Source organism: Sphingopyxis sp. 22461, from assembly GCF_052044915.1.
Taxonomy (GTDB): domain Bacteria; phylum Pseudomonadota; class Alphaproteobacteria; order Sphingomonadales; family Sphingomonadaceae; genus Sphingopyxis.
The window spans coordinates 72,768-97,086 of sequence record NZ_JBQENY010000014.1 but is presented as its reverse complement, the minus strand read 5'-3'; the positions used below and the strand labels follow the sequence as shown (position 1 = coordinate 97,086).

Annotated in this window: 17 protein-coding genes; 11 read left to right on the top strand and 6 right to left on the bottom strand. The window is 67.0% G+C overall.

Annotated features, from left to right (window positions below):
* Positions 1 to 507 precede the first annotated feature (507 nt).
* Positions 508 to 1,359: a hypothetical protein gene (locus ACTJI5_RS20585; protein ID WP_440861620.1), complete on the bottom strand. Its 852-nt coding sequence runs from the start codon at positions 1,357 to 1,359 to the stop codon at positions 508 to 510.
* Positions 1,360 to 1,453: 94 nt separating this feature from the next.
* Positions 1,454 to 2,722, bottom strand: a complete 1,269-nt coding sequence (locus tag ACTJI5_RS20580) for a S8 family serine peptidase (protein ID WP_310310694.1) — start codon at positions 2,720 to 2,722, stop codon at positions 1,454 to 1,456.
* 112 nt (positions 2,723 to 2,834) lie between these two features.
* On the opposite strand from ACTJI5_RS20580, the gene ACTJI5_RS20575 reads away from it, so the two are divergent.
* Both ACTJI5_RS20575 and ACTJI5_RS20570 read left to right on the top strand, forming a co-directional pair.
* Complete coding sequence (locus ACTJI5_RS20575) at positions 2,835 to 3,323, top strand: RNA polymerase sigma factor (RefSeq protein WP_058536994.1); 489 nt, start codon at positions 2,835 to 2,837, stop codon at positions 3,321 to 3,323.
* Positions 3,320 to 4,021, top strand: coding sequence for an anti-sigma factor family protein (locus ACTJI5_RS20570; protein WP_440861619.1), 702 nt, complete (start codon positions 3,320 to 3,322; stop codon positions 4,019 to 4,021). Before ACTJI5_RS20575 ends, ACTJI5_RS20570 begins: the two co-directional genes overlap by 4 nt.
* Positions 4,022 to 4,028: 7 nt before the next feature.
* On the opposite strand, the gene ACTJI5_RS20565 is transcribed toward ACTJI5_RS20570, so the two are convergent.
* Positions 4,029 to 4,466 carry an RrF2 family transcriptional regulator gene (locus tag ACTJI5_RS20565; RefSeq protein WP_440861618.1) on the bottom strand — a complete coding sequence of 146 codons (438 nt, stop codon included), beginning with the start codon at positions 4,464 to 4,466 and terminating at the stop codon, positions 4,029 to 4,031.
* Between the two features lie 102 nt (positions 4,467 to 4,568).
* Here ACTJI5_RS20565 and ACTJI5_RS20560 point away from each other — a divergent pair, with 102 nt between their 5' ends.
* Together ACTJI5_RS20560 and ACTJI5_RS20555 are read left to right on the top strand one after the other, a co-directional pair.
* Positions 4,569 to 4,967 carry a group III truncated hemoglobin gene (locus ACTJI5_RS20560; RefSeq protein WP_440861617.1) on the top strand — a complete coding sequence of 133 codons (399 nt, stop codon included), beginning with the start codon at positions 4,569 to 4,571 and terminating at the stop codon, positions 4,965 to 4,967.
* A gap of 46 nt (positions 4,968 to 5,013) precedes the next feature.
* A complete protein-coding gene (locus ACTJI5_RS20555) occupies positions 5,014 to 5,463 on the top strand; it encodes a globin domain-containing protein (RefSeq protein WP_440861616.1) in 450 nt (149 codons plus the stop codon).
* A 72-nt stretch (positions 5,464 to 5,535) separates the two neighbouring features.
* Here the strand turns inward: ACTJI5_RS20555 and grxD are convergent, their stop codons facing one another.
* The 3 genes from grxD to ACTJI5_RS20540 are packed head-to-tail and all read right to left on the bottom strand — an operon-like array spanning position 5,536 to position 6,486.
* A complete protein-coding gene (gene grxD / locus ACTJI5_RS20550; protein ID WP_440861615.1) occupies positions 5,536 to 5,868 on the bottom strand; it encodes a Grx4 family monothiol glutaredoxin in 333 nt (110 codons plus the stop codon).
* Positions 5,869 to 5,915: 47 nt separating this feature from the next.
* On the bottom strand, positions 5,916 to 6,149 hold the full coding sequence (locus tag ACTJI5_RS20545) for a BolA/IbaG family iron-sulfur metabolism protein (protein ID WP_037514674.1): 234 nt from the start codon (positions 6,147 to 6,149) through the stop codon (positions 5,916 to 5,918).
* Positions 6,150 to 6,159: 10 nt separating this feature from the next.
* Positions 6,160 to 6,486 (bottom strand): DUF1476 domain-containing protein, encoded by a 327-nt coding sequence (locus tag ACTJI5_RS20540; protein WP_058536745.1) that lies wholly within the window; start codon positions 6,484 to 6,486, stop codon positions 6,160 to 6,162.
* 210 nt (positions 6,487 to 6,696) lie between these two features.
* Between ACTJI5_RS20540 and ACTJI5_RS20535 the strand changes: the two genes are divergently transcribed.
* From ACTJI5_RS20535 to ACTJI5_RS20505, 7 genes are all read left to right on the top strand, one after another.
* Positions 6,697 to 9,792 carry a CHAT domain-containing protein gene (locus tag ACTJI5_RS20535; protein WP_440861614.1) on the top strand — a complete coding sequence of 1,032 codons (3,096 nt, stop codon included), beginning with the start codon at positions 6,697 to 6,699 and terminating at the stop codon, positions 9,790 to 9,792.
* Between the two features lie 4 nt (positions 9,793 to 9,796).
* Positions 9,797 to 11,887 carry a CHASE2 domain-containing protein gene (locus tag ACTJI5_RS20530; protein ID WP_440861613.1) on the top strand — a complete coding sequence of 697 codons (2,091 nt, stop codon included), beginning with the start codon at positions 9,797 to 9,799 and terminating at the stop codon, positions 11,885 to 11,887.
* On the top strand, positions 11,874 to 12,632 hold the full coding sequence (locus ACTJI5_RS20525; RefSeq protein WP_440861612.1) for a hypothetical protein: 759 nt from the start codon (positions 11,874 to 11,876) through the stop codon (positions 12,630 to 12,632). The genes ACTJI5_RS20530 and ACTJI5_RS20525 overlap by 14 nt, the downstream gene beginning before the upstream one ends.
* 183 nt (positions 12,633 to 12,815) lie before the next feature.
* The gene (locus ACTJI5_RS20520; RefSeq protein WP_440861611.1) at positions 12,816 to 14,639 is read left to right on the top strand and encodes a ShlB/FhaC/HecB family hemolysin secretion/activation protein; all 1,824 of its coding nucleotides are present in this window, start codon (positions 12,816 to 12,818) and stop codon (positions 14,637 to 14,639) included.
* A 29-nt stretch (positions 14,640 to 14,668) separates the two neighbouring features.
* On the top strand, positions 14,669 to 22,432 hold the full coding sequence (locus ACTJI5_RS20515; protein ID WP_440861610.1) for a beta strand repeat-containing protein: 7,764 nt from the start codon (positions 14,669 to 14,671) through the stop codon (positions 22,430 to 22,432).
* A gap of 46 nt (positions 22,433 to 22,478) precedes the next feature.
* The gene (cysS, locus tag ACTJI5_RS20510) at positions 22,479 to 23,921 is read left to right on the top strand and encodes a cysteine--tRNA ligase (RefSeq protein WP_440861609.1); all 1,443 of its coding nucleotides are present in this window, start codon (positions 22,479 to 22,481) and stop codon (positions 23,919 to 23,921) included.
* Between the two features lie 38 nt (positions 23,922 to 23,959).
* Positions 23,960 to 24,316, top strand: a complete 357-nt coding sequence (locus ACTJI5_RS20505) for a hypothetical protein (protein ID WP_440861608.1) — start codon at positions 23,960 to 23,962, stop codon at positions 24,314 to 24,316.
* Positions 24,317 to 24,319: the final 3 nt, after the last annotated feature.

Sequence of the window (24,319 nt, the reverse complement as noted above, 5' to 3'; positions counted from 1 at the left end):
CGTCGTCACCGATGCGACTACAAATGTAGTCAAAGGGCTGAACGCTTCCTGAACAAAGATGAACGGATCCACCTTCGTCATTCCCGCGAAGGCGGGAATCCCGCTTTGTCACCGCCGAGTAAAAGCGGGATCCCCGCCTTCGCGGGAATGACGGGAGGAAACACGGCGAAGTGTCGGGATTCTTGACAGTGCGCGATCCCGGTAAGGAATCGCTAACCAGCGTCTCGCGCCGGATTCCGCAAATGCCGAAAATTGGCACGGCAATTGTATAGTATCCAAATGTTCCCGAGTGTTCCGCTCAAATGGAGCGGTGGGGGGCATCAGTCTGGTCCCTGATGTCCCCTGCCCCCACCCGGGAAAACCCCACTTACCCCCGATGCAGACGGGGGGCGGAGCGGCCGAAAGGCCCCGCCCCCCGGACGCTTTTCACCCGAACGAAAAAAGGGCGGACCGCAAAGGCGGCCCGCCCAGAATATGGCCGCCGCGCACGGCGGCCACCCCATCTTGCTATTCGGCTTCCTGCTGTTCGGCCGCTTTCTTGAGCTGGCCCTTGGTCATGCCGGTGACGAGGACGTCGCCCGACCCGGCAAAGCTCGCCGCGGGCAGCGTCGCGACGCGGTCACCGACCTCGACCGTCACCGCCTGCACGACACCGCCGCCCGTCTGGCGCAATTCCTGGACATGGCCGATCACCTTGCCACGCGCGTCGGTCACCGCCATGCCGGGTTCGACCGCGAACATCCCTGCGCCATTGGCCGCGCCGCTACCCGCGGCGGCGAGCTGGCCGAGGCTGCCCTGGAAGCTGCCCGCAACCGATCCGGCGCCGCTGGCGCTGCCTGAGACGTTCGACAGTGCGGCGCCGGTCCGGTCACGGGCAGTCCCGACCGCACCGCGCGCGGTGCCGGTTGCGGTCGAAGCCACGCCCCTTGCAGTGCCAACAGTGCCGCGCGCGGTGCTGCCGACGAAATCGGTCCCCACCGCCTGCGCGTCGAGGCTGCCGCTGCCCGAAGCGTTGCCCGAGCCGCTGGCGTTACCCCCAAGGCTGTTGCCGAGCAGATCGCCGCTGCCGTTCGCCGAGCCCTTGCCGTTCGCATCGGCATTGCCTTTGCCCTGAACACGGCCCGAACGGCGGTCAACCTGCGCGTCGCTGCGGCCCGATCCGGTCAGATCGCCCGCGCCGCCAAGCGTGCCGCCGATGGGGCCGGTCGGATTGCCGAGCGTCCCGCCCAGCGTGCCGCCGAGGTTGCCGCCCAGACCGCCACCACCGCCGCCGCCAAGCAGCTGCGCGTTGGCCGGAGCCGAAAAAGCCATGGCCGACGCGGCGAGCGCGAGGGCCGGGATGAGGATGCGATTTGCCATTGGTCTTCTCCTGAATTTTCGGCCCGGAGGGGGTGGGCCTGGAGAGAGAACGATGGCGCATTCGATTTTCTTCCGGATAATTTCGAGGGAGGGGTCAGCGGCCCGCGCAAGTCGCGCAAATCAGGCCGTGACCATAGATTTTGTCGCGCCCCTTCTTGCCCAGATCGCGGGCTTCCATGACGAGCGCCGCGACGGCGGGCCCGATGCGATCGATCGCGGGGGCGGGATAGCGAAGCGCAAGCCGTCCGGCGACGAGCGGTGCGGCAAAAGACGTGCCGCGCAGCCGGTCGCTGCTTCCTGCCCCCGTCGCCGCCAGCACCGCGTCGCCGGGTGCAGCAAAATCGACATGCAGTGCGCGCCCGGCCTCGGGCAACGCGCGCGCTTTCGCGTCGACCCCGGTCACCGCAAACACGCCCTTGTACGAAGCCGGATAGGCGGGCGGCGCGGCGGGCCCGTCGTTGCCGACCGCCGCGACGATCAGCATCCCGCGCTGCTGCGCCCGCGAAACGGCTGTCGAAAGCAGTTTGTTGTCGGGTCCGACGAGGCTGATCGTCGTCACTGCGGCACCGTTTTGGGCAAGCCAGCCGAGCGCGCGCGCGATCGCGCTGGCGTTGCCGCCGGCCGGGTCGGTCCCATAGACATCGGCCGCGAGCAGGCGCTGACCCGGTGCCGCGCCCTGAACCGAACCGCTCCCGACGAGCAGCGACGCCACCGCCGTGCCATGGCGGCTCGCCGACGGCGCGCCTTTCGCAAAACCGCGCTGTTCGACCCGGCCTGCAACCGAGGGATGCGCCGCGACGCCGCCGTCGATCAGGCCGAGGCTCGCCTTGCCGCTGCCTTGGGCGGCCGCGAGCATCGCCCCGGGCAACGCGCCGCCCGGCCCGCTCGCAAAATAGAGATTGTCGGCATCGACCTCGGCACCCGGAAGCAGCTTCGCAAGCTGTTTGCGCGCCCGGCCAAGGCTGCGCCCCTCGGGTACGCGAAAGCGGGCGATATCGAGATCGAGCCCCTCGATGCGCTCGCGGTCGATCAGCGCGAACCCCGCCTCGCCCGCCCGCGCAATCATCGCCCTATCGACCCCGCTCGCGACAAGGACGCCGCGCACCGCGGGTTCGCCGCGCTCGTCGAGCTCGATGCTGTCGCGATTGCGGCGGACCAGTGCTGTGATGCGGTCGAGCCGGACATCCAGCAACCGGTCACCGATCCCGGCCAGCCGCCCCGTATCCACCTCGGACAGCGACGGCAGCGTGCGCGCGGCATCGGGAAGCTGCACCGACGGCAGCGCAATCTGCGCCGCGACACGCGCGTCGGTCCCGCTGAGCAGGAGGCAGAGCATCGCCAGAAAAATCGTCCAGAATCGCATCATCAGTCTCACAAGGGCCGGTACGGCGGCCGGTTCCCGAAAAAATTTAGCATCGTACGGAAGAAACGATAGAAGCCTGACGTTTCTTCCTCGAACAATCGATAAGGCGACAATGCGCTTCGAAGAGGAACTGGTCGAATTGCTGCCCCGTCTGCGCCGCTTTGCGCGCGGACTGGCGCGCGATGCCAGCGACGCCGACGATTTGTGCCAAGCGGCGATTGAACGCGCCCTGAAGTCGCAGGAACAGTGGCAACAAGGAACGAGACTGGATAGCTGGATGTACCGCATCACCCGCAACCTCTGGATCGACGATCGCCGTGCGACCGGGCGTCGCGGCGTTCACACCCCGATCGACGAGGCCGCGACGCAGGTCGCCGGCGACGGCGCGGCCGAAGTCGAGGCGGGGGCGCTACGCGGCGATGTCGACGGCGCGATGGCGCGCCTGCCGGGCGAACAGCGCGAGGTCGTGATGCTCGTCCTCGTCGAAGGTTATGCGTACCGCGAGGCCGCCGAAATATTGGAAGTGCCGATCGGCACCGTCACCTCGCGCCTCGCCCGCGGTCGCGAAACACTGATGCATTTGCTGGGAGAGGCCGCATGAGTTTCGATCCCGCCACCGTCGCCGCCTTTGTCGACGGCGAACTCGACGACCTGACCGCACGCCGCATCGAACGCGAAGCGACAAGCGACCCCGCGCTTGCCGCCGAAATCGCGCGGCACCGGACGTTGAAGGCGCAGTTGACGGCGCATTATGCCCCCGTGATCGACGAGGCGGTGCCCGAACGGCTCCGCGCCCTGCTCGCGACGCCCGACAAAGTCGACGCCAGCCTCGCCGGGCGCCGCGAGGCAAAGCGGATACGCTTCGCGCCGGTCCACTGGGGGGCGATCGCGGCCTCGCTCGCGCTCGGGCTGGCGCTTGGGCTGAAGCCATGGATGCCCCCCGCGAGCGTCACCGAAGCCAATGGCACGATGATCGCCGCGGGTCCGCTTGCGGCGGCGCTTGAGACGCAGCTTGCCTCCGGTCAATCCACGAACACAGCGGTGCGGATCGGTCTCAGTTTTGAAGATAAGGCCGGCCGCTATTGCCGCAGTTTCGAAAGCCGGTCGCTGGACGGCATCGGCTGCCGGGACGACGGCGGCTGGCACCTCGAACGAACGATGCAGGGACAGGCGGGCACCGAATATCGCCAGGCGTCGTCGGGAGAACTCGCGGCCGCCGCGGCGTCGATGATGGCGGGCGATCCGCTCGATGCCGCGGCCGAACGGCAGGCCCGCGACAAGGGCTGGGCGCGCCGCTGACGATCTTTCAGGTGGCGGCCGGCTGATCGATCCCGAACAGCGCGGCGAAATTCGCGCGCTTCGCGAGCAGGTCGGCGAGACTGTAGCCGTCGAGCACTTTCATAAACGCCGCCAGCGCCTCGGCGAGCGCGCCGGTCAGCCCGCACGCGGGCGCGATGATGCAGCTGGCGCAATCGACAAGGTCGAAGCCTTCCTCGGTGTGGCGCACCACTGCGCCGACGTTGATTTCGGCCGCCGGCCGCGCCAGCCGGATCCCGCCGAAGCGCCCGCGCACGCTTTCGAGATAACCCGCGTTCACCAGGTCGTTGACGACCTTCATCAGATGGTTCTGCGAAATGCCGTAGGCGCGCGAAATCTCCGAAATCGGGCACAGCCGCGCGTCATCCTGCGCGCCCACATAGAGGAGCACGCGCATCGCATAGTCGGTGTAGCGCGTTAGGCGCATCCTGATCCTTCGAAAATGTCCGCCATCCCATAATATGCATTTTTGTTGCATGTTTCAAATTGCGATCATACATGCGCATCAAATGCATGATTGGAGCGAGTCGTGACGCAGGAGGACCAGATCGATGAAGCCGCGCTTGAGCGCCTGATCCCGGCCTTTTACGACCGCGTGCGCGCCGACGCCGACATCGGGCCGCTGTTCAACGCCGCAGTGCACGACTGGCCCCACCATCTCGAAAAGCTCGTCGCCTTCTGGTCGTCGGTGATGCTGACCAGCGGCCGCTACAAGGGCAGCCCGGTCGCCGAGCATCTGAAGCACAAGGCCGCGATCACTCCCGCGATGTTCGACCGCTGGCTCGCGATCTGGGCCGACACCACGAACGAGCTGCTGGCGCCCGCCGCCGCGACCGCTTTGCAGGCGAAGGCCGCGCGCATCGCCGAAAGCCTCCAGCTCGCGCTTTTCTTCCGCTTGGGCGACCCCGCCGGTCGCCGCGCCGCCTGAACGTCGCCTTTTTTCATCCACCGTCCAGAAGAGGAATCCAAAAGACATGCGTACTGCTTCCGCCCACGCGATGACGATCGTCAAGGCCACCGCCCCGGCGCTCGAAAAGCATGGCCTCGCGATCACCACCGCGATGTATGCCCGGCTGTTCGAGAACAAGGATATCGAAGCGATGTTCGACCGTGCCGCACAGACGAGCGGCGAGCAGCCGAAGCGCCTCGCGGCGGCGGTCCTCGCCTACGCCAAGAATATCGACAAGCTGCAGAACGTCGGAACCGCGGTGGCGCGCATGGTCGCACGGCATATCGAAACCGGGGTGAAGCCGGAGCATTATCCCCATGTTGCAGAAGCCCTGCTGCCCGCGATCCGCGACGTGCTGGGCGAAGAGGTCGCGACCGACGAAGTGCTCGCGGCGTGGGGCGAAGCCTATTGGATGCTCGCCGACATCCTGATCGCCGCCGAAGCGCAGGCGTATGAGGATGCCGAGGCGGCCTGAACCCTTCAGCCAATAAAAAACCCACCGGAGCCTGAGCGCCGGCGGGTTTTTTGCATTCGAAAGCCGCGCAGCTTACTCGGCGCGCGCCGGAATCCCGGTCATCAGCGTGCGAAGCTCGCCCGCTTCCCACATTTCCATCATGATGTCCGATCCGCCGACAAATTCGCCCTTCACATAAAGCTGGGGGATCGTCGGCCAGTCGGAAAATTCCTTGATGCCCTGACGGACTTCCATGTCCTGCAGCACGTCGACCGTTTCATATTCGATGCCGAGGCGGTCGAGCATCGCGATCGCGCGCGAAGAAAAGCCGCATTGCGGGAACAAAGGCGTGCCCTTCATGAAGAGCAGCACGGGGTTGTCGGCGACCAGCTTGGCGATGCGGTCGTGGGTGGTCGGGTCGGTCATTGTCAGTCTCCGGGCAGGCGCGTTGGCGCCCCAAATAAGCATGCCCCTTATGAGGGGATTGCGGTCGTCAATTGCAAGGCATGAAGTTCGCCGCCCATGCGTCCGCCGAGCGCGGCGTACACCGCCTTGTGCTGCGCGACGCGGGTCATGCCGCGAAAGGATTCGCTGACGACATGCGCGGCATAATGGTCGTTGTCGCCAGCAAGGTCGGTGATGGCGACCTCGGCATCGGGAAACGCCGCGACGATCATCGCCCGCAAATCATCTTCGCGCATACCCATCGTTATCGCCTCAGTTCTGGCTGTCGATGAACTGGCGCCGCGCCTCGACCGCCTTGTCGTTCAGCGCCGCGCGAATCTCGGCATCGCTGATCTCGACCTGCGCCGCGGTGAGGTCGCCCGCGAGCTTGCGGATGACGTCCTCGTCGCCCGCTTCCTCGAAATCGGCCTGCACCACCGCCTTGGCATAGGCGTCGGTTTCCTCGGGGGTCAGCCCCATGCGCTCGGCCGCCCATTCGCCGACCAGCCGGTTGCGGCGCGCGGTGATCCGGAACTGAACCTCCTGGTCGCGTGCAAATTCTGCCTCGAAGGCGCGTTCACGATCGTCGAATCCGCTCATTTTGTCCTCGTGCGAAGGGAAAGTCCCTTTGCAGATAGGTCGCGCGTCCCCGCGGCGCAAGCCGCCTGTGCGGCAGATCACTTCCCTTTCGCTTACGAAGGGTTTAGGGTTTCGTCCCAAGGGAATGGGTCGCACCGCAGCAATAAAGTTTCCGCCCTGCCGGCGTCGAATCGGCATGGCGTCTCTGCGTCTGTGTTTGGGGGATTTGTGATGACCGTTCGACGTCCGCAACTTGTGTCGATTCTGGGCTTGCTGGCTTTCGCCGCGCCCGGAACCGCACTCGCGCAGGGCATGGATCCGACGCTGCGCGACAGTTTTTCGATCGGCGATCAGGGCGGCTCGCTCTGCGAGGTGCAGGCCACCGTTCGCGACGAGGTCGTCAAGGGCATGTTCGATCGCGCCTGGACGATCGTCTGCCGCGATGCGAGCCAGCCGGTCGGCTATGTCCGGATGCTGCGCGCCACGCCCGAGGATGCGCGCGCGCGCATCAATAACGCCATTGGACGGACGGGCGCGATCACGTGCGTCAAGGATGGCGGTTGCACGGTGCATGACACCAATATCGCATGGAAGACGCGGATCGAGGCGGCGGGCGAGACGACCTATGCCGTCGAGGGCTTCGAGGCCTATGGCGACGCGCTCGACATCGCGCTCGAATCGATCCGCCAGCGCAAGGTCGTGCCCGGCGTCATCAAGGTCGCGACCATCTCTGTCGGCGGCAACGACGGCTTTGCCCGGACGATCGCCGGGACGATCGACGTCGACAAGGCGCTGGCCGAGGGATATCGCCGCAACCACAGCGGCGACTATGCCGAGGCGGCCGAATTTTTCGAAGCGCTGTCGCGCCGCGCCGCCGAGGAACAGTCGGCGGCCGACATCGACCCGACCGAAGTCACGCTGAACCGCGCGCTGCAACGCTCGAACCTTGGCGAATTCGCCGAAGCCGAACGGCTGTTCGCCGAGGTCGAGGCGATCCCGACCGGCGACCCGGTCCAGCTGCGCCTCCGCCGCAATTTCCGGGCGATCAACGCGCTCAACCAGCGCGATTATGACGGGGCCGCCACGCGGCTCCAGACGCCGATCCCGCCGCTCACGACCGGCGTGACGGTCGCGGGCACCGCGGTGACGCTGACGCCGCAGATCGTCGCCGGGGTCAACAGCGGCGACAATGCCCGCGTCATCCGCCAGGCCGGCGATCGCGAGCGGCTTTCGCCGCTCGAACGCGCGCAGATCATCGATGCGCAGGCGATCCACCTGCTCGGCACCGTCGAGCGGCTGCGCGGCAATGCGCAGGCGTCGAAAACCGCGCAGCTCAAGGGGCTGACCGACGCGATCGCGGTACGCGAAGGCCGCGTCACCTCGATCATCCGCCTGCGTTCGCAGATGCTCGGCGAGCTCGCGCTGGCCGAAGAGGCGAGCGGCGACAAGGCGGCCGCCGACGCACGATTCCGTGAATCGGTGAACCTGCTCGCCGTCGAATATCCCGAAACCAACGCGCTCGCCTCGGCGCGCGCGCGCTACGCCGCCTTCCTCACCCGCGAGGGACAGGACGACAAGGCGATGGGCATTTATCGCGAGGTCGTCACCGCGCTCGCCAGCACGCAGCGATCGACCGCGGGCATGGCGAACATGATGGCGCCCTATTACCGGCGGCTCGCCGCGCGTTCGGCGACCGAACCCAAGGCGATCGAGGATTTCTTCGTCGCCAGCCAGCTCCAGATCCGCCCGGGCGTCGCCGATACGCAAGCGGTGCTCGCGCGCGAACTGTCGAGCGGCAGCAGCGACGGCGCCCGCCTGTTCCGCCAGGCGACGACGCTAAATCGCGATCTGGAGCGCGCGCGGATCGAGGATGCCCGGCTTGCCCAGCTGCCGGAATCGCCCGAAGTCAACGCCTTGCGCGCCGACATCAAGGCGCAGCTCGACAATTTGTCGGTCCAGCAGGCCGAAACCGTCGCCGCGCTGTCGGCCTTTCCGCAATATCGCGTCGTTGCATCGGGTAAGCTCGACCTTGCCGAGTTGCAGCAGGTTCTGCGTCCGGGCGAAGCCTATCTGAAGATGCTCGTCGTTGGCGACGGCGTTTATGCGATGCTGATCGAGCAAGACGGGGCGCAGCTCTGGAAATCGGACATCAGCGCGTCGGACCTCGACACGGCGGTCGACACGATCCGTTCGACCATTTCGCTCGTCGAGAATGGCCGCCGCGTCACCTATCCCTTCGACGCCGCCACCTCGTACAAGCTTTATGGCCAGTTGTTCGCACCCGTAGCGGCGCGCCTTCCCACCATCGCGCACCTGATCTTCGAGCCCGACGGCGCGATGCTGCGGCTGCCGATCAACCTGCTCGTCACCACCGACACCGGGCTTGCCGCCTATGAGAAGCGCCTGCTCGATCCCGACGCCGATCCGTTCGACATGCGCCAGATCGCCTGGCTCGGCCGGACGTCGCGGCCGAGCACCGCGGTGTCGACGCTCGGCTTCCGCAACGCGCGGCAAGCCGCGCCGTCGAGGGCGGCCAACCAATATTTCGGGCTGGGCGAGAATCTGCCAGTCAGCGGACGGCTGCCCTCGCTCGGCACCCGCGGCGCCGTGGCGGGCGGCGTCGATGGCGATTGCCTGTGGGATGTCGCGCAATGGTCCCGCCCGATCTCCGCCGACGAACTGGTGACCGCGCGCAACGCGATGGGCCGCGAGGCGGGCACTCTGCTCACCGGCGGCGCCTTTACCGACACCGCGGTGAAAAATCGCGCCGACCTTGGCGACTATCGCATCATCCATTTCGCCACGCACGGCCTTGTCACCGCGCCGCGCCCGGCCTGTCCTGCGCGCCCCGCGCTCGTCACCTCGTTCGGCGGGCAGGATTCGGACGGGCTGCTGACCTTCCAGGAAATCTTCGACCTCAAGATCGACGCCGACCTCGTCATCCTGTCGGCGTGCGACACCGCCGGCGCGGCGAGCGTCGCGGCGACCCGCGAAGCCGGCCTCTCGGGCGGCGGCAATGCGCTCGACGGGCTGGTGCGCAGCTTCATCGGCGCGGGCGGCCGGTCGGTGATCGCAAGCCACTGGCCCGCGCCCGACGATTTCGATGCGACCCAGCGGCTGATCGGCGGGCTGTTTGCCGCCAATCAGGGCACGAGCGTCGCCGACGCCCTATGGGGAACGCAGCTGCGCTTGATGGACGACCAGCAAACGTCGCATCCCTATTATTGGGCGGGCTTCGCGATCATCGGCGACGGCGGCCAGGCGCTGCTTCACAACGGCGCGACGACCGCCCGAAACGGCGAGGCTGCCGGGCGCGCCGCCCGCTAAATCGATGAACGCACCCGACGTCCTTGTTCCCGCGGCCGACGCGCCCGCGCAGGACGGCCAGCAGGCCGCGGTGCCGCTGCGCAAGCGGGTGCGCCGGCTGGTCATGCAGCTCGGCCCGTCGCGGATGGCGGCGACGATCGTCTTCCTGATTGTCGCGATCCTGATCGCGCGCTTCAGCTGGCAGATGCCGCTGATCGACGCCGCCGAGCGCGCACTTTACGACGCGCGCGCGACGCTGATGGCACCGCATGTCGAGCAGGATAAACGCATCACTCTGGTCACCTATAATGACGAGACCTTGTTCAACACGGGCATCCGCTCGCCGCTCGACCGTACTTTGCTCGCCAATGCGCTCGGCAATCTCGACCAGATGGGCGCGAAAGCGATCGGCATCGATATTGCCTTCGACTCGCCGCGCCCCGACGACGATCTGCTGAAGGCGCAGCTGCGCGCGATGAAGACCCCGACCTGGCTCGCCTATGCCGAACAGGCGAGCAACCCGAACACGATCTTCTACGAACAGCAGAAATTCCTCCAGTCCTATATCGCCGACGTCACGACCGCGAAGACGAAGCCGACAAGCGTGCTGTTTCGCACCGATGACGACAGCGTGATCCGCAACTGGCCCGACCGGCCGAAGAATTTGCCGCCTTTGATGTCCAATGCGATGGCTCCCGTCGACGCGGCGCATGCGAATTTCCAGGGCAATATCCGCTTCCTCGTCCCCGCGCGCGCCGCGGCGGGGCAGGAGGAACCCGTCTTCGCCAACATCCCGATCGACACCTTCGCGATGCCGATGGATGCCGAGATGCGCGCCGGTTTTTCGGAGCTGGTCAAAGGGCGCTATATCCTGATCGGCGGCGACATCATCGACAACGACCAGTTCAACACGCCGCTCAGCCGCTTTCCCGACGCGATCACCGGCCAGCATGAAACGATGATCGGGCTCGAGGTCCACGCGCATATGCTGGCGCAGCAGCTCGACAAGGCATGGACGCGGCCGATCGCCGCGCCGGCGCTTTGGGTGCTCGCGGTGCTGATCGTTCTTGCGGGCGGGCTGACGAGCCTTATCGACCTGCGCGCACGCTGGGTCGCGCTCGCCTTCCTCGGGCAAATGGCCTTTTTCATCGCCTTCCCTTTCTGGCTGCAGGGACGCGGCATCGACACGACGACGCTGCCGACCTTCGGCTGGGCGGTCGGCTGGCTGTTCGGTTACGCCGCGGTCGGCACCGCCGCACGCACGATCGGGTCGCGCCAGCGCGCCTTTGCGCAGTCGGCGCTTGGCAAATATCTGCCCGCCGACGTCGCGGCGCAGATCATGCGCGACCCCGACCAGCTCTCGCTCCACGGCGAGCGGCGCAATATTTTCTGTGTCTTCACCGACCTCGAAGGCTTTACGAAGCTCAGCCACGCGGTGACGCCGGAAACCGTCGCGCGGCTGCTCAACGAATATCTCGATCGCCTGTCCGACATCGTCCTCGAACATGGCGGGACGATCGACAAATTCGTCGGCGATGCGATTGTCGCCTTCTGGGGCGCGCCGCTCAGCCGCCCCGACGATGGCCCGCGGGCCGCCGCCGCCGCGCTCGCCATGTATCAGGCGGGCGAGAAATATCGCGTCGACCTGTCCGGCGAGGACGTCCCGCCAATCGGGATGACGCGCGTGGGCCTGCACGTCGGCGACGCGATCGTCGGCAATTTCGGCGGCGAAGGACGCATCCAGTACACCGCGCTCGGCGACAGCATGAACACTGCGTCACGGCTCGAGGCCGCGAACAAGGGGCTGAAAACGGGCGTGCTGATCTCCGCAGAGGCCGGCGCGCGCTCGGGCCGCGACGACCTTGTGCCGATGGGCCGCGTCACGCTGCGCGGCCGCGCGCAACCCGTCGATGTCTTCACTCCGCGCCCCGACCTTGCCCCCGACCAGCGCGCGCGCATCGCCGCGCTGGTCGCCGCACACACTGCGGGCGACAAAAAAACCTATGTGACCTGTGCCACAGCAATACAGGCGGATTTCGGTCAGGATGCAGCCATCATGTTTCTGATAGAACGCCTTAACGAGACAAAAGAGGGAGAAAGCTATGTCCTTTCCTGATTTCCGGATGCGCCGCCTCGGCCTCACCGCCGCCGCGGCCATCGCCGCCATCGCCTGCGTCGGCACCGCTGCTGCCCAATCGATGGTTGTCCGCTCGACCGGCCCGTCGGCGAGCAAATATCCCGCCGGTGCCAAGCTCAAGTCCGTCGACAAGCTGACCCTCGTCGCGGGCGACAAGATCGTGCTGATGCAGGCGGGCAAGACGCGCACGCTGTCGGGGCCAGGTACCTTTGGCGCCACCGGCACCGTGCAGGCGAGCCAGTCGCTCGGCGGCAACGTCACGCGCATGCTCGCCAAGGGGCCGACGATGCGGTCGCGCGGTGGGTTCTCGCGCGGTCCGGGCGATGAAACCCCCGCCAATGTCCGCGCGCCGAACCTCTGGCTGCTCGATTATCGCGAGGCCGGGACCTTTTGCGTCCTCGATCCGGCCGTGCTGATGCTGTGGCGTCCCAATATGGAAGGCGACACCGCGCTCGAGATCGAAAGCGCCGGCAAAAAGGCGACCGTCGCGATCGTCGACGGCGCGAATTTCCGCAAATGGCCGACCGATGTGCTGCCGGTGCAATATGGCACCGACTATCGCCTGTCGGGCGGCGGCCTCGCCAAGCCGGTAACAGTGCGCTTCGCCGCGATCGAAAACGCGCCCGACACGGTCGAAGGATCGGTCGACATGCTGATGGCGAAGGGCTGCTCGCCGCAGCTCAACCGCCTCGTCGACACGATGTCGGAAGCCGAAGCGGGATAAGGTAAATGGATGGGGCGGCGGCGATTGTCCCCGCCCTATCTGTCTGATAATCTTCTAAGGAAATTCCGCCGGTCGCGTGACGGAACATTTCCTTGGGTCGAAATTTGCGCTGCCGCCTTGTGGCAGCGCAGTGGAGTTGGCGCATCGCGATCGTCGCGGCGCGCCTATACGCAAGGGGTGGTGATGACCGTGTCGGGGGACTTCGGAATACATGCGATCGAACGGCCGGGGCGCGCCGCGATCCGCAGCGCGCTGGCCGGTTCGGCGGCGGTAATCGCCGCGGTCCTGCCCGCCGCGGCGTGGGCGCAGGCGACCCCGCAAATCCCGACGCGCGAGGAAATCCAGCGCCCGCCGCCGGTGCCCGCGGTCCAGCCCAACGAACAGGTCGTCGCGGTCGACGACGGCATCGAGCGCGCGCCCTGCCCGCTCGCCAACCCCGAATTCGCCAACGTCCGCTTCACCTTGCGCGGGGTCGAATTTTCGAGCGTCGAAGGCATCGACAATGCGGTGCTGGCGCCGAGCTGGTCCGACCGCGTCGGACAGGAATTGCCGATCTCGGCGGTGTGCGACATTCGCGACCGCGCCGCGACGATCTTGCGGTCAAAGGGTTATCTGGCGGCGGTCCGCGTGCCACCGCAGACGATCGGCGACGGCGTCGTCCGGCTCGACATATTGTCGGCGCGCATGTCGCGGATCGAGGTGCGCGGCGACGCGGGCGCGAACGAACGCCTGCTGCAACGCTATCTGTCGCGGCTCGACGACCAGCCGGTGTTCAACATCGTCGATGCCGAGCGTTACCTGCTGCTCGCGCGCGACATTCCGGGGATGGATGCGCGCCTGACGCTGCGCCCCGGCGCGGTTCCAGGAGAGGTCGTCGGCGAAGTCACCGTCGCGCGCACCCCCTTCACCTTCGACTTCAACGCCCAGAATTTCGGTTCGCGCGACGTCGGCCGCTGGGGCGGCATCGCGCGCGCGCGCTTCGCCGGCCTCACCGGCATGGGCGACCTCACGACCGTCAGCTTTTATGCGACCCCCGATTTAGACGAACAAAAGGTCGTGCAGGCGTCGCACGAGTTTCGCGTCGGCGGCGAAGGGCTGCGCTTCGGCGCCAGCTATACCTACGCCTGGACGCGCCCCGACATCACCGGCTTTCCCGTCAAGTCGAACACCCAGATCGTCAGCCTGTTCACCGCCTATCCGCTCGTGCTGACACAGGCACGGCGCGTGACCCTCGGCGGCGGGCTCGATTTCATCGACCAGGACATCGGCCTGGCCAGCCTCCCGATCAACCGCGACCGGCTGCGCGTCTTCAATGTGCGTGCGGACGCGAGCTGGATCGATCCCGGCTCGATCGCGGGACGCGGCGGTTACAGCCCCAGCGAACCGCGCTGGTCGCTCTCCACTTCGTTCGAAGCGCGCAAGGGCGCCTCCTTCCTCGGCGCCAGCGACGATTGCGGTCCCGGCGGCATGGCGTGTTTCCTGCCCGGCGCGATCCCGCTGACGCGTGTCGAGGGACAGCCCGACGCCTTCCTCGTCCGCGCCAATGCGCTCGCCGAATGGCGGCCGGCAAAGCTGTTCACGCTGTCGGCGGCGCCGCGCGCGCAGTGGGCGAACGATCCTTTGCTCGCCTATGAGGAGTTTTCGGGTGGCAATTTCACCGTCGGACGCGGCTTCGACCCCGGCACGGTGATCGGCGACAGCGGCGTCGCGGTGGCTTTGGAGGCGCGCTACGGATCATTCGTTCCCGCCAATACCGAAAGCTTCGCCTTCCAGCCCTTCGTCTTTTTCGACGCCGCATGGGTGTGGAACAAGGACACCGCCTTCGACGGGCTCGATCCGCAGAAGCTCTATTCGGCGGGCGGCGGCATACGCGTCGCTTACGGCGATCTCGCGCGGCTCGACATGACACTCGCCGTACCGCTCAACCGCGGCGGCTTCCTCGCCGAGCGGCCCGATCCGCGGCTGCTGATATCGCTGACAACCTTATTCGGCGTGAGGGCGCGCTGACCATGAATTTTGCATCGAGGACAACGGATATGCGTGCCATCGCCTCCCTCTCGCCCAGCGGCCCCGGCAAGCAGCGACTGCTGACAAGCTGCGCGATCGCCGCCGGGATGATGGCGCTCGCCTATGGCGGCCCCACGCTCGCACAGGTCGCGGGGTCGGGCACGATCACGACCCTCCCTTCGGGTACGACCGTGGGGACGGGCGTGAATCCATCGACGGTCAACGTCAACGGGCCGCAAAGCATTGTCGACTGGACACCCTCCAACACGCCAGTCGCGGGCGTGATCGACTTCCTGCCCACAGGCAACACGCTGGACTATGTCGGCGACACCACAGGCTATGTCGTTCTCAACCGGTTCGTCGACGGGGCGGGCACCTCGATTACCGACCAGATCGCGCTGAACGGCATTGTGAACAGCTATGTCGGATCGACCAGCGGCCCGCGCGGCGGCAATATCTGGTTCTATAACGCCGGCGGCATCCTGATCGGCGCGTCGGGCGTGATCAACGTCGGCAGCCTTGTCCTCACCACCAACGACATCGTCACGACCGGCGGCCTGTTCGGTCCCGGCGGAACGATCCGGTTCAACGGGACGGCGGGCAGCACGTCGGCAATCACCGTCAACGGCGCGATCAACGCGAACAATGTCGGCAATCCCGGCAGCAGCTATATCGCGCTCGTCGCGCCGCGCGTCGTCCAGGCTGGGACCGTCCGCGTCGACGGGTCGGCCGCTTATGTCGCCGCCGAACAGGCCGATATCCGCATCAACGGCGGCCTCTTCGACATCAACGTCACCCGGGGGGTCGAGGGCGGCAACGCGATCACCCACACCGGCACGACCACCGGCCCCGCGCATCAGGACGGCGATACCGACCAAAGCCGCATCTATATGGTCGCCATTCCCAAGAATGACGCGGTGACGATGCTGGTGTCGGGGGCGATCGGTTATGACGACGCCGTCTCGGCAACAGAAGAAGATGGCGCGATACGCCTGTCCGCCGGCTATAATATCACGAGCGGCGAACAGAATTTGAACCCCGTGAACGCCACCGCGGCAAATATAATCGTCAACGATACGCTGTTCCGTAGCAGCACCGTCGCGCGTGCAAGCGGCACCTTTGTCGGCGAGGCGCTGCAACAGATCCCGGGATCGCCGCCCCCTCTGTCGTCAGCGGGACAAATCTTCGTCGAAGGCAACGGGGTTTTCAGCGGCGACGCCGGTGCGTCGCTGACCATCGGCGCGGGTCAGCAGGGCGGCGCGACGGGTAATCTGACGGTCCGATCGGATGGCGCCGCTGGCGCCGCAGGCAATGTTGCAGTGAATGTGACCGGCGGGACGCTGTCGACAGGTAATCTGTTGCAGATCACGTCGCTGAGCCTGCCCGCCACGGCAACCGGCGACAGTCAGGGCGGGACCGCCAGCCTGACGATTACCGGGGGCACCGTAACAACCCCGGTCCTCTCCCTATCCGCAATCGCTTCTGCCGACATCGGAACAAATGGCCTGGCAGGAAACGCCCGGGGCGGCACTGCCAGCATTTCTGTCAGCAATTCCGGCACATTGCTGGACACTGGCACCGTCCTCATCAGCGCGTCGGCGTTCGGCCCCACCAATATTTCCATCCCGACCGGCGGCGATGCGCAAGGCGGCACCGCGACGCTGACGGTTTCCGATGGCGCAAGCTTCCGCGCGACCAACAATGTGTCGATCGACGCAAATGGCAGCGGGGGATTCGGCCCGGCTCAGGCGGGCAACGGAACGGGCGGCACCGCGCGCATCGAAATCCTCGGATCGAACACCGCGTTCGAATCTTCGGACACATCGATCGAGGCGCTGGGCACCGGCGGAAGTTTCTCCGGCCCGGATGATACCTTAAACGGCGGCGACGGAACGGGCGGTAGCGCCGCTCTCGTCATAAACAGCGACAATGGCGGAATCAAATCGCTCGGCACACTCTCGCTCGATGCCAGCGGACGGGGCGGCGATGCGGGCGGAGAAAATTCGGCCGGCGGCGATGCGCTGGGCGGCACGGCGAGCCTGACGGCCGACGGCGGCGCCACCGCGCAATTTGCGTCGATCGCCCTCGTCGCATCGGCCGAGGCCGGAATCGCGCTCAGCCCCAGCGGCACCACGGGGCAATCGGGCAACGCGCGCGGGAATAATGTGACGTTGGCGGCGACCAACGGATCGACCATCAGCAGCAGCGACGGCATCAATCTTTTCGCGGTTGGCATGAATCCCTTTCCATCCAACCCGGCCGGCGAGAATTTCGGATCGGGCACCGGCGGCAATGTCGCCGTCAGCGCAACCGCGGGCGGCACGATTACCACGGGCAATAGCCTCATCGTCCAGGCGATGGGCGGAAACATGTCCAACGCCGTCACGCAAAGCGCCGGAAACGGCGTTGGCGGCAATGTCGACTTCCTCGCCGACGGCGGAACGATCGTGGCCGAGATCTATCGGGTCGATGCCAGCAGCAGCACGGCCCATGTCGTTGGCACGGGCGGCTCCGCGCAGGGCGGGACGATCGACCTGTTTGCCCGCAATGGCGGGGAAATCCGGGCGACTCTCGACTCGACAAACGAGCTCAACGCCAGCGCGACTTCCGGCAGCAGCGCCGCCGGCACCGCGGCGACGGGCGGGACGATCCAGCTGATCGCCGATGGCGGCCGCCTCGACCTTGGCGTCGGCGCCGACCTGATCGCGGGCGGCACATCGGGCGGGGCGACAACGGCAGGAGCCGCCCCGACAGGCACCGGCGGAACCATCCTGATCCAGACCGCCGCCAGTTCCGGCAGCGCAATCGACTATGGCCAGCTTTCTGCCGCGGCCGACGGCCGCACAGCGGTGGAGATCGAGGTTCCGGGCGGGCCGATCGATAGCAGCGGAAACGGACGTGGCGGCACGGTCACGCTCGATGTCCGGGGCGGCACCGTGTCGGGCGGCCTCATCGAGCTGTCGGCGAACGGTTCCGGCCGCGGCGCCAGCGGCGGCGGCGCCAACGGCACCGGCGGCACCGCGACCTTCACCCAGACCGGCGGCGACATCTCGATCAGCGACATGAGCATCAGCGCCGATGGCTTGGGCGGGATCGCGCAGAGCGTGTCGGGCACGGGCACCGGCGGTGTCGCGACGATCGACCTGTCGGGGGGGACGATCACCGCCGCCGACATCATCGCATCGGCGAACGGCGAAGGCCGTCCGGGGACGGACGGGAATGATGACGATCCGGCCAACATCATCGCGGGCGGCACCGGCGGTGCGGGTGTCGGCGGTAATGCGGTCATCAACATCGGCGGCACCGCCGTCGTCGATGCGAGCGTGATCGAGGCCTATGCCAATGGCACCGGCGGCACCGGCGGCGGCTTCAACGCGGGTTTCGGGTCCCCACCCGGAACGCCCGGCAATGGCGGAAACGGGTCCGGCGGCACCGCCAGCGTCAACCTGACCGGCGGCTCGGTCACGGCGAGCAGCGTGACCGCCGATGCATCGGGTATCGGCGGCCAAGGCGGCTCCTCCTTCTTCTCGAGCAGTTCGGGCAGCGCGACCGGCGTCGGCGTCGGCGGCCGGGGCGGCATCGGCCGGGGCGGGCGCGCGACGATCGGACTGGCGGCGACGTCGGGCACGATCACCGATGTCGGTGCCGTTGCGCAGGGCACCGGCGGCCTTGGCGGCGCGTACAATGTCGGCGGCGCGGGTGGCGATGGCTATGGCGGCATCGCGCAGGCGATCGTCGACGATTTCGACGCCGGCACGCTTGCGATCAGTCTCGATTCGACGGCGGAAGGCGGCGACGGCGGCGATGCCGACGACGGACGCGGCGGCGACGGCGGCAATGCCTTTGGCGGGACGTCGAGCGTCCTCGCCGACGGCCCCAATGCGCGCGTCAGGGTGACGCAGGCCAATTTTGTCACCGGCGCGGCCGGCGGCAATGGCGGCGACGGCCGCCTCGGCTTCAGCTCGTCGGCGGCGGTCGCGCCCTCGGGCGGCGATGGCGGCAGCGCGCAGGGCGGCGCGATCGAGGTCATTTCGCGCGATGGCGCGACGATGACGCTCGGCCTGGCCGCCGGCGACGTCGTGGAACTCGGCAGCACCGGGATCGGCGGCAACGGCGGCAACGGCAGCACCGCCGATTTCGGCGCCGGCAATATTGGCGGCGATGGCGGCCTCGGCGGCGGCGGGGTCGGCGGATCGGTACGGCTGATTGCCGACGGCGGCACGATCACGACCGCCGGCGAGTCTCTGGAAATCGATGTCAGCGGTCAGTCGGGAACCGGCGGCAACGGCGGCCTTGCCGGCGGCGGCGGCAGTCTGCCCGGCACAAACGGCGGTTTTGCGGGCACCGCCGGCGGGCGCGTCAATATCGATGCGCTGACTACCAACGCCGGCCCCGGCCTGATCGACCTTGGCAACACCAATATCTTTGCCAGCGGCGATACTGCAGGCCGCGTCGAAATTCGTAGCGACAGCCGAGTCAACTTCACCAGCCTCGACGTCGAGGTGCGCGGCCTGGCCAATCCGACCAACAACGACACCGACACAGCGCCCGCGGGCATCTTCCTTGGCGCGACCGGCGGGACAATCGAAGCCGGAAGCCTGACGCTCGGCACCGACGGCTCGATCGGCCTTTATGCAGCGGGCGCCGGACGCGTGACCGTCGGCGAAACGGCGCAGCTGCAGGCGGGCGACCAGATCGATATCCGCCATGATTTGCGCGGGGCCAATGCGGCACCGACGATCGAGGCCACCGACGATCTGTTCATCGTCGCGGGAACCAGCATCAGCGGCGCGCCGGGCAGCTTGCTCGCCGCAGGGGCCACGCTCTCGCTGACCGGCGAAGGCGCCGCCGCGACGATCGGTGTCGATCGGCTCGATGCCGCCGACATCACGATCAGCAGCAGCGGTGCCGCGAGCATCGAGCATGCCGAAGCGGTCAATGATTTCACCGCAAATGCCGCCAGCTTCCGCACCGGGCTCAATTCGATCATCACCGGCGGTGACATCTCGATCACCTCGCCCGGCGCCGTCGACCTCGGCAACTCGACCGCGGGCGGTTTCGTCCAGGTCCAGGGCCAGTCGATCGCCTTTAACTCGATCACCGCCGGCCTGTCGGTCGGGCTTTCGGCGGACGGTACGGCGGCGGGCGCCGAAGGCATTCGCGGCGGGTCGATCGCCGCGGGCGAAGACATCAACCTCTTCGCCAACAGCATCGCGCTCACCGGCAATGTCACGGGCGCGGCGTCCTTCTTCGCCTTCGGCACCGGCGGCGCGGTTGCGGTGACCAATGCCGACGTCGATGGCAACATCTCGATCTTCTCGGCCGCCGACCTTTCCGGCACCTATGTGGCGGGCGGCAATATCTTCCTGAATTCAGATGCCAATATCAACGCTTCGGCGCAGGCGAACGGCGGTTATGTCGACCGCAACGGCATCGCGGCGGAGGGCAATCTGTTCGTCATCGCCGCGGGCAATGCGACGCTCACCGACAGCTCGGCGGCGCGCATGTTCGGTGTCAACGCCGGGGTCGCGGCGTCGATCGATGGCGGCACGGCGGGCGAGGACGTTCTCGTCATCGCGGGAACGACCGCCAGCCTGACCGATGTCACGGGCGGCGACGACATCACCGTCCGCGCCGCGGGCAATATCGACGCGCTTAACGTCCGCACCACCGGCGCCGGCGCCGACACGCATATCCTCGATTTCTCGACAGCCTCGGGCAGCCCGACCTTCACCATCGGCACGGGCGAAGGGTCGCAAGGCATCAACGGCGCCGACATCGTGATGGCGTCGACCGCCGGCGCGATCGGCGCGGCGACGCTGTCCGCCGGCGACGACATCCTGCTCAACGCCGCGAACAATATCGCGGTCAACGGCGCGACGACGCTCGGCCTCGGCACCACCGGCGGCGACAGCAGCATCCGCACGCAAGGCGGCGCAACCACGCTCGCGGGCCTCGATGCCTTCAGCGACGTTGTGGTCGATGCGGCGGGTATCGCCAATCTGACCGGCACCGTGGCGGCGGGACGCAATGCGACGATCACCGCGCAGGGCGTGACGCTCGCCGCGCTCACCAGCCCCGGCGGCTCCGCGCTTCCGACGCTGAGCGCCGACGGCGATGTCGCCGTCAATTCGTCCGCCGGGATCACGGGCGGCGGCGTCCGCGCGGCTGGCAATGCGACGCTGACTGCGGGGACCGCGATCGGCATCACGTCGATCGAGGGACAGGATGTGACGCTCACCGGCGCGACCGGGGTCGCTGCGAACCAGGCCAATGCCCTCGGCACGACCAGCCTCGACAGCAGCGACGGCAATATCCAGCTCGGCAGCCTCATCGCGGGGGGTACGATCAACGCCAGCGCCAATGCGATCCGCATCGAAAGCGGCGGCGATCTGCATTTTGCCACGCTGACCACCGACGTCGGCGACGCCTATGTCCGCGGGGGTGGCGACTTCTCGGTCGCCACCGGCACTGTCGCCGGCACCGCCGACCTGCGCACGCAGGGCGAGGCGATGACCATCGGCAACCTCACCGCCGCCAACGCGGTCATCGAAAATTCGGTCGGTTTCCTCAATCTCGACACCGTTACCGTTGCCGGCAACCTCACCGCCGCGGCGCGCGCATCGCTCGGGATCAACGGCGTCGTCACCGGCCAGTCGATCTCGCTCGCCTCGGCGGGAATCAGCATTGCGCCGACGGGCCGCGTCGGCACCGCGGGCGTGACCCGGCAGCTGTCGGTCGCCAACAACAACACCGCCAACCAGACCTTCGTCGGTGGCATTGCCGGACCCAACGGCCCCAACGGCTATCATATCGACGCCGACGAGCTGACGCGCCTCTATGGCACACAGATCGAAATCTTCGCGCCCGAGGTGCAGAGCGCGGGGCCCGTTTCGGTCGGGTCGGCAACGCCGCCCGACGTCGTCGTCGACACCTTCACGATGACCGGTGGCGCATCGAACGCCAACCTCGGCGCCAATGGCGCGCTGACGATCCGCACCCCGGGCAAGATGCGCGTGATCGGCAATGTCCAGCTAACGGGCCTCACCGACGCCAACGCGCTCAACCTCGCCGCGGGCGATGCGCTCGAAGTCATCCTCGGCCGGGGCAGCGTCCGGTTGCTCGGGGCAAATAATGCGCCGGGCGGGCAGCTCAACATGGCATCGGACGACATCATCGTCGCGACCGAGGCCGCCATTACCGCGGTTGGCGCGGCGACGACGACCGACGCGATCAATACGCGCCTCGGCCAGAATGACGGCGTCACGCTCGACGAGGGCGCGCTGTTCGCACGCGGAATCCGCGCCGAGGTCGTCGGCGGCTTCTATGTCCAGAACAGCGGTGCGGGCACCGACTTCGCGCAGCGCCGCGGGCTGACCTTCGGCGCCGGCGGACTCGATGTGCGGACGCAAGGGACGTCGCGCATCGTCATCAACGGGGTGCAGCTTGGCGCGGGCGGCCAGATCACCGGCATCGACACGGTCCCGCTGCTGACGATAGGCGGCGCGGCGCCGGTGGTCGGCAGCTATGATCGCCGGTCGACCTTCAACGGCTGCCTTATCGCCAGCCCGACCGCCTGCACCACCGTGACCTTCGATTTCGAGAATAATTTCCCGGTGCAGGATATTATCGACGAGGAGGTCGACGATGACGACGGCGTGGGCGAAGGCAATAATTTCCCGCAAGCGCTGATCACGATGCGCGATATCGATCCGATGACCGGCGAGCCGCTGCTCGACGATCCGGTGACCGGCGCGGGCAACGACGATCTGTGGACGCCGCCGCAGCAATAAGGCTTTCGGTTGACGCCGGCGGGCGGAGCAAGGCATGGGCGCGGTTATGACCGACGCCCCTGCCTCCCCGCTCAAGCTGTTCAACAGCCTGACGCGCAGCCTCGAACCGTTCGAGCCCGTCCACCCCGGCGAGGCGCGCGTCTATAGCTGCGGACCGACGGTCTATAATTATCAGCATATCGGCAATATGCGCGCCTATGTCTTTGGCGACACGCTAGGGCGAACGCTGTCGTACAAGGGTTATAAGCTCACCCACGTCATCAACATCACCGATGTCGGGCATCTGACATCCGACGCCGACGCCGGCGACGACAAGATGGAGAAGGCGGCCGCCGCGCAAGGGAAAAGCGCCTGGGACATCGCGGCTTTCTATCAGGCGGATTTTGAGACCGATCTTGCGCGTCTAAATATCCGGGACAAGCAGCACCCGCGCGCCACCGAATATGTCGAAGCGATGATCCAATGGGGCAAAAGCATCGCCGACAAGCATTGCTACGAACTCGATGGCGGCCTCTATTTCGATACCGCCACCGTCCCCGACTATGGCCGCCTCGCGCGTCACGGCACCGATGAGGGCGAGAGCCGCATCGATCCCGTCGATGGCAAACGTGCGCTCGCCGACTTCGCGATCTGGCGCAAGACGCCCGCGGGCGAGACGCGCCAGATGGAATGGGATTCACCGTGGGGCCGCGGCGCGCCGGGCTGGCACCTCGAATGCTCGGTGATGTCGGAAGCGCTGCTCGGCTTTCCGTTCGATATTCACACCGGCGGGATCGACCATCGCGAGATCCACCATCCGAACGAGATTGCGCAGAACCAGGCGCACAGCTGCTCGCCAGACAGCGGCGCGCGGATATGGATGCATAATAATTTTCTCGTCGACCGCAGCGGCAAGATGTCGAAATCGAGCGGCGAATTTTTGCGTCTGCAACTGCTGATCGACAAGGGTTATCACCCCCTCGCCTATCGCCTCATGTGCCTGCAGGCGCATTATCGCAGCGAGCTGGAGTTCAGCTGGGATGGTCTTGGCGCGGCGCTAACACGGCTCAAACGACTGGTGATGGCGGCCGCCACGGCGCGCGATGCAGAGCCGGCCGAGCCGACCGACCGCCGCCTCATGGATCTGCTGGCAAAGTTCGACGCGGCGATGTCGGACGACCTCAACACGCCGGTCGCGCTCACGCTGCTCGAAGAAACGGCAGCGATGAAAAAGATCGACGCCGGCCAGAAGCATGCGGCACTCGCCGCGATGGATGCCGTCCTCGGCCTTAACCTGCTGACGACCGCGCGCGCCGACCTGCGCGTCCGCCCCAAGACCGCGACGATCGGCGAAGACGAAATCGAAGCGACGCTCGCGCGCCGCAAGGACGCCCGCGCCGCCAAGGATTTTGCCGCATCCGATGCGCTGCGCGACGAACTCGTCGCCGCGGGGGTCGAGGTGATGGACGGCGACCCGCTCGGATGGGACTGGCAACCCAGCGCCAATTAGAGGCTTGTCGCAGGCCCGCGGGCTGCTAGCCTCGTTGCATGTCGCAACTGATCTGCTGGCTGCTCGTCGGCCTTGTCCACCTGATCCCGGCGCTGGCGCTGTTCCGGCCGGCGTTGATCACGCGGCTCTATCGCATCCCGCCGGACAGCCCGCTCTTCCTGCTGATGCATCACCGCGCCGCGCTGTTCTTTGCGGTGCTCGTTGCCCGCGTGTGGGCGGCGTTCGATCCCGGCGGGCGCAAGCTCGCGACCTTGCTCGCCGCAATCTCGATGCTCAGCTTCCTGTTTCTCTATCAGTCCTACGGGCGCCCCGCGGCGCTCGGCACCATCGCGCTGGTCGATCTGGTCGGCCTCGTCCCGCTGGCCTGGGCGGGCTGGCACGCATTTCAGCAGTAGGAA

Excerpts from the sequence above, each read along its gene's own strand:
- ACTJI5_RS20585 (WP_440861620.1), bottom strand. The coding sequence starts at position 1,359 with ATGGCAAATCGCATCCTCATCCCGGCCCTCGCGCTCGCCGCGTCGGCC.
- ACTJI5_RS20580 (WP_310310694.1), bottom strand. The coding sequence starts at position 2,722 with ATGCGATTCTGGACGATTTTTCTGGCGATGCTCTGCCTCCTGCTCAGC.
- ACTJI5_RS20575 (WP_058536994.1), top strand. The coding sequence starts at position 2,835 with ATGCGCTTCGAAGAGGAACTGGTCGAATTGCTGCCCCGTCTGCGCCGC.
- ACTJI5_RS20570 (WP_440861619.1), top strand. The coding sequence starts at position 3,320 with ATGAGTTTCGATCCCGCCACCGTCGCCGCCTTTGTCGACGGCGAACTC.
- ACTJI5_RS20565 (WP_440861618.1), bottom strand. The coding sequence starts at position 4,466 with ATGCGCCTAACGCGCTACACCGACTATGCGATGCGCGTGCTCCTCTAT.
- ACTJI5_RS20555 (WP_440861616.1), top strand. The coding sequence starts at position 5,014 with ATGCGTACTGCTTCCGCCCACGCGATGACGATCGTCAAGGCCACCGCC.
- grxD (WP_440861615.1), bottom strand. The coding sequence starts at position 5,868 with ATGACCGACCCGACCACCCACGACCGCATCGCCAAGCTGGTCGCCGAC.
- ACTJI5_RS20545 (WP_037514674.1), bottom strand. The coding sequence starts at position 6,149 with ATGGGTATGCGCGAAGATGATTTGCGGGCGATGATCGTCGCGGCGTTT.
- ACTJI5_RS20540 (WP_058536745.1), bottom strand. The coding sequence starts at position 6,486 with ATGAGCGGATTCGACGATCGTGAACGCGCCTTCGAGGCAGAATTTGCA.
- ACTJI5_RS20535 (WP_440861614.1), top strand. The coding sequence starts at position 6,697 with ATGACCGTTCGACGTCCGCAACTTGTGTCGATTCTGGGCTTGCTGGCT.
- ACTJI5_RS20530 (WP_440861613.1), top strand. The coding sequence starts at position 9,797 with ATGAACGCACCCGACGTCCTTGTTCCCGCGGCCGACGCGCCCGCGCAG.
- ACTJI5_RS20525 (WP_440861612.1), top strand. The coding sequence starts at position 11,874 with ATGTCCTTTCCTGATTTCCGGATGCGCCGCCTCGGCCTCACCGCCGCC.
- ACTJI5_RS20520 (WP_440861611.1), top strand. The coding sequence starts at position 12,816 with ATGACCGTGTCGGGGGACTTCGGAATACATGCGATCGAACGGCCGGGG.
- ACTJI5_RS20515 (WP_440861610.1), top strand. The coding sequence starts at position 14,669 with ATGCGTGCCATCGCCTCCCTCTCGCCCAGCGGCCCCGGCAAGCAGCGA.
- cysS (WP_440861609.1), top strand. The coding sequence starts at position 22,479 with ATGACCGACGCCCCTGCCTCCCCGCTCAAGCTGTTCAACAGCCTGACG.
- ACTJI5_RS20505 (WP_440861608.1), top strand. The coding sequence starts at position 23,960 with ATGTCGCAACTGATCTGCTGGCTGCTCGTCGGCCTTGTCCACCTGATC.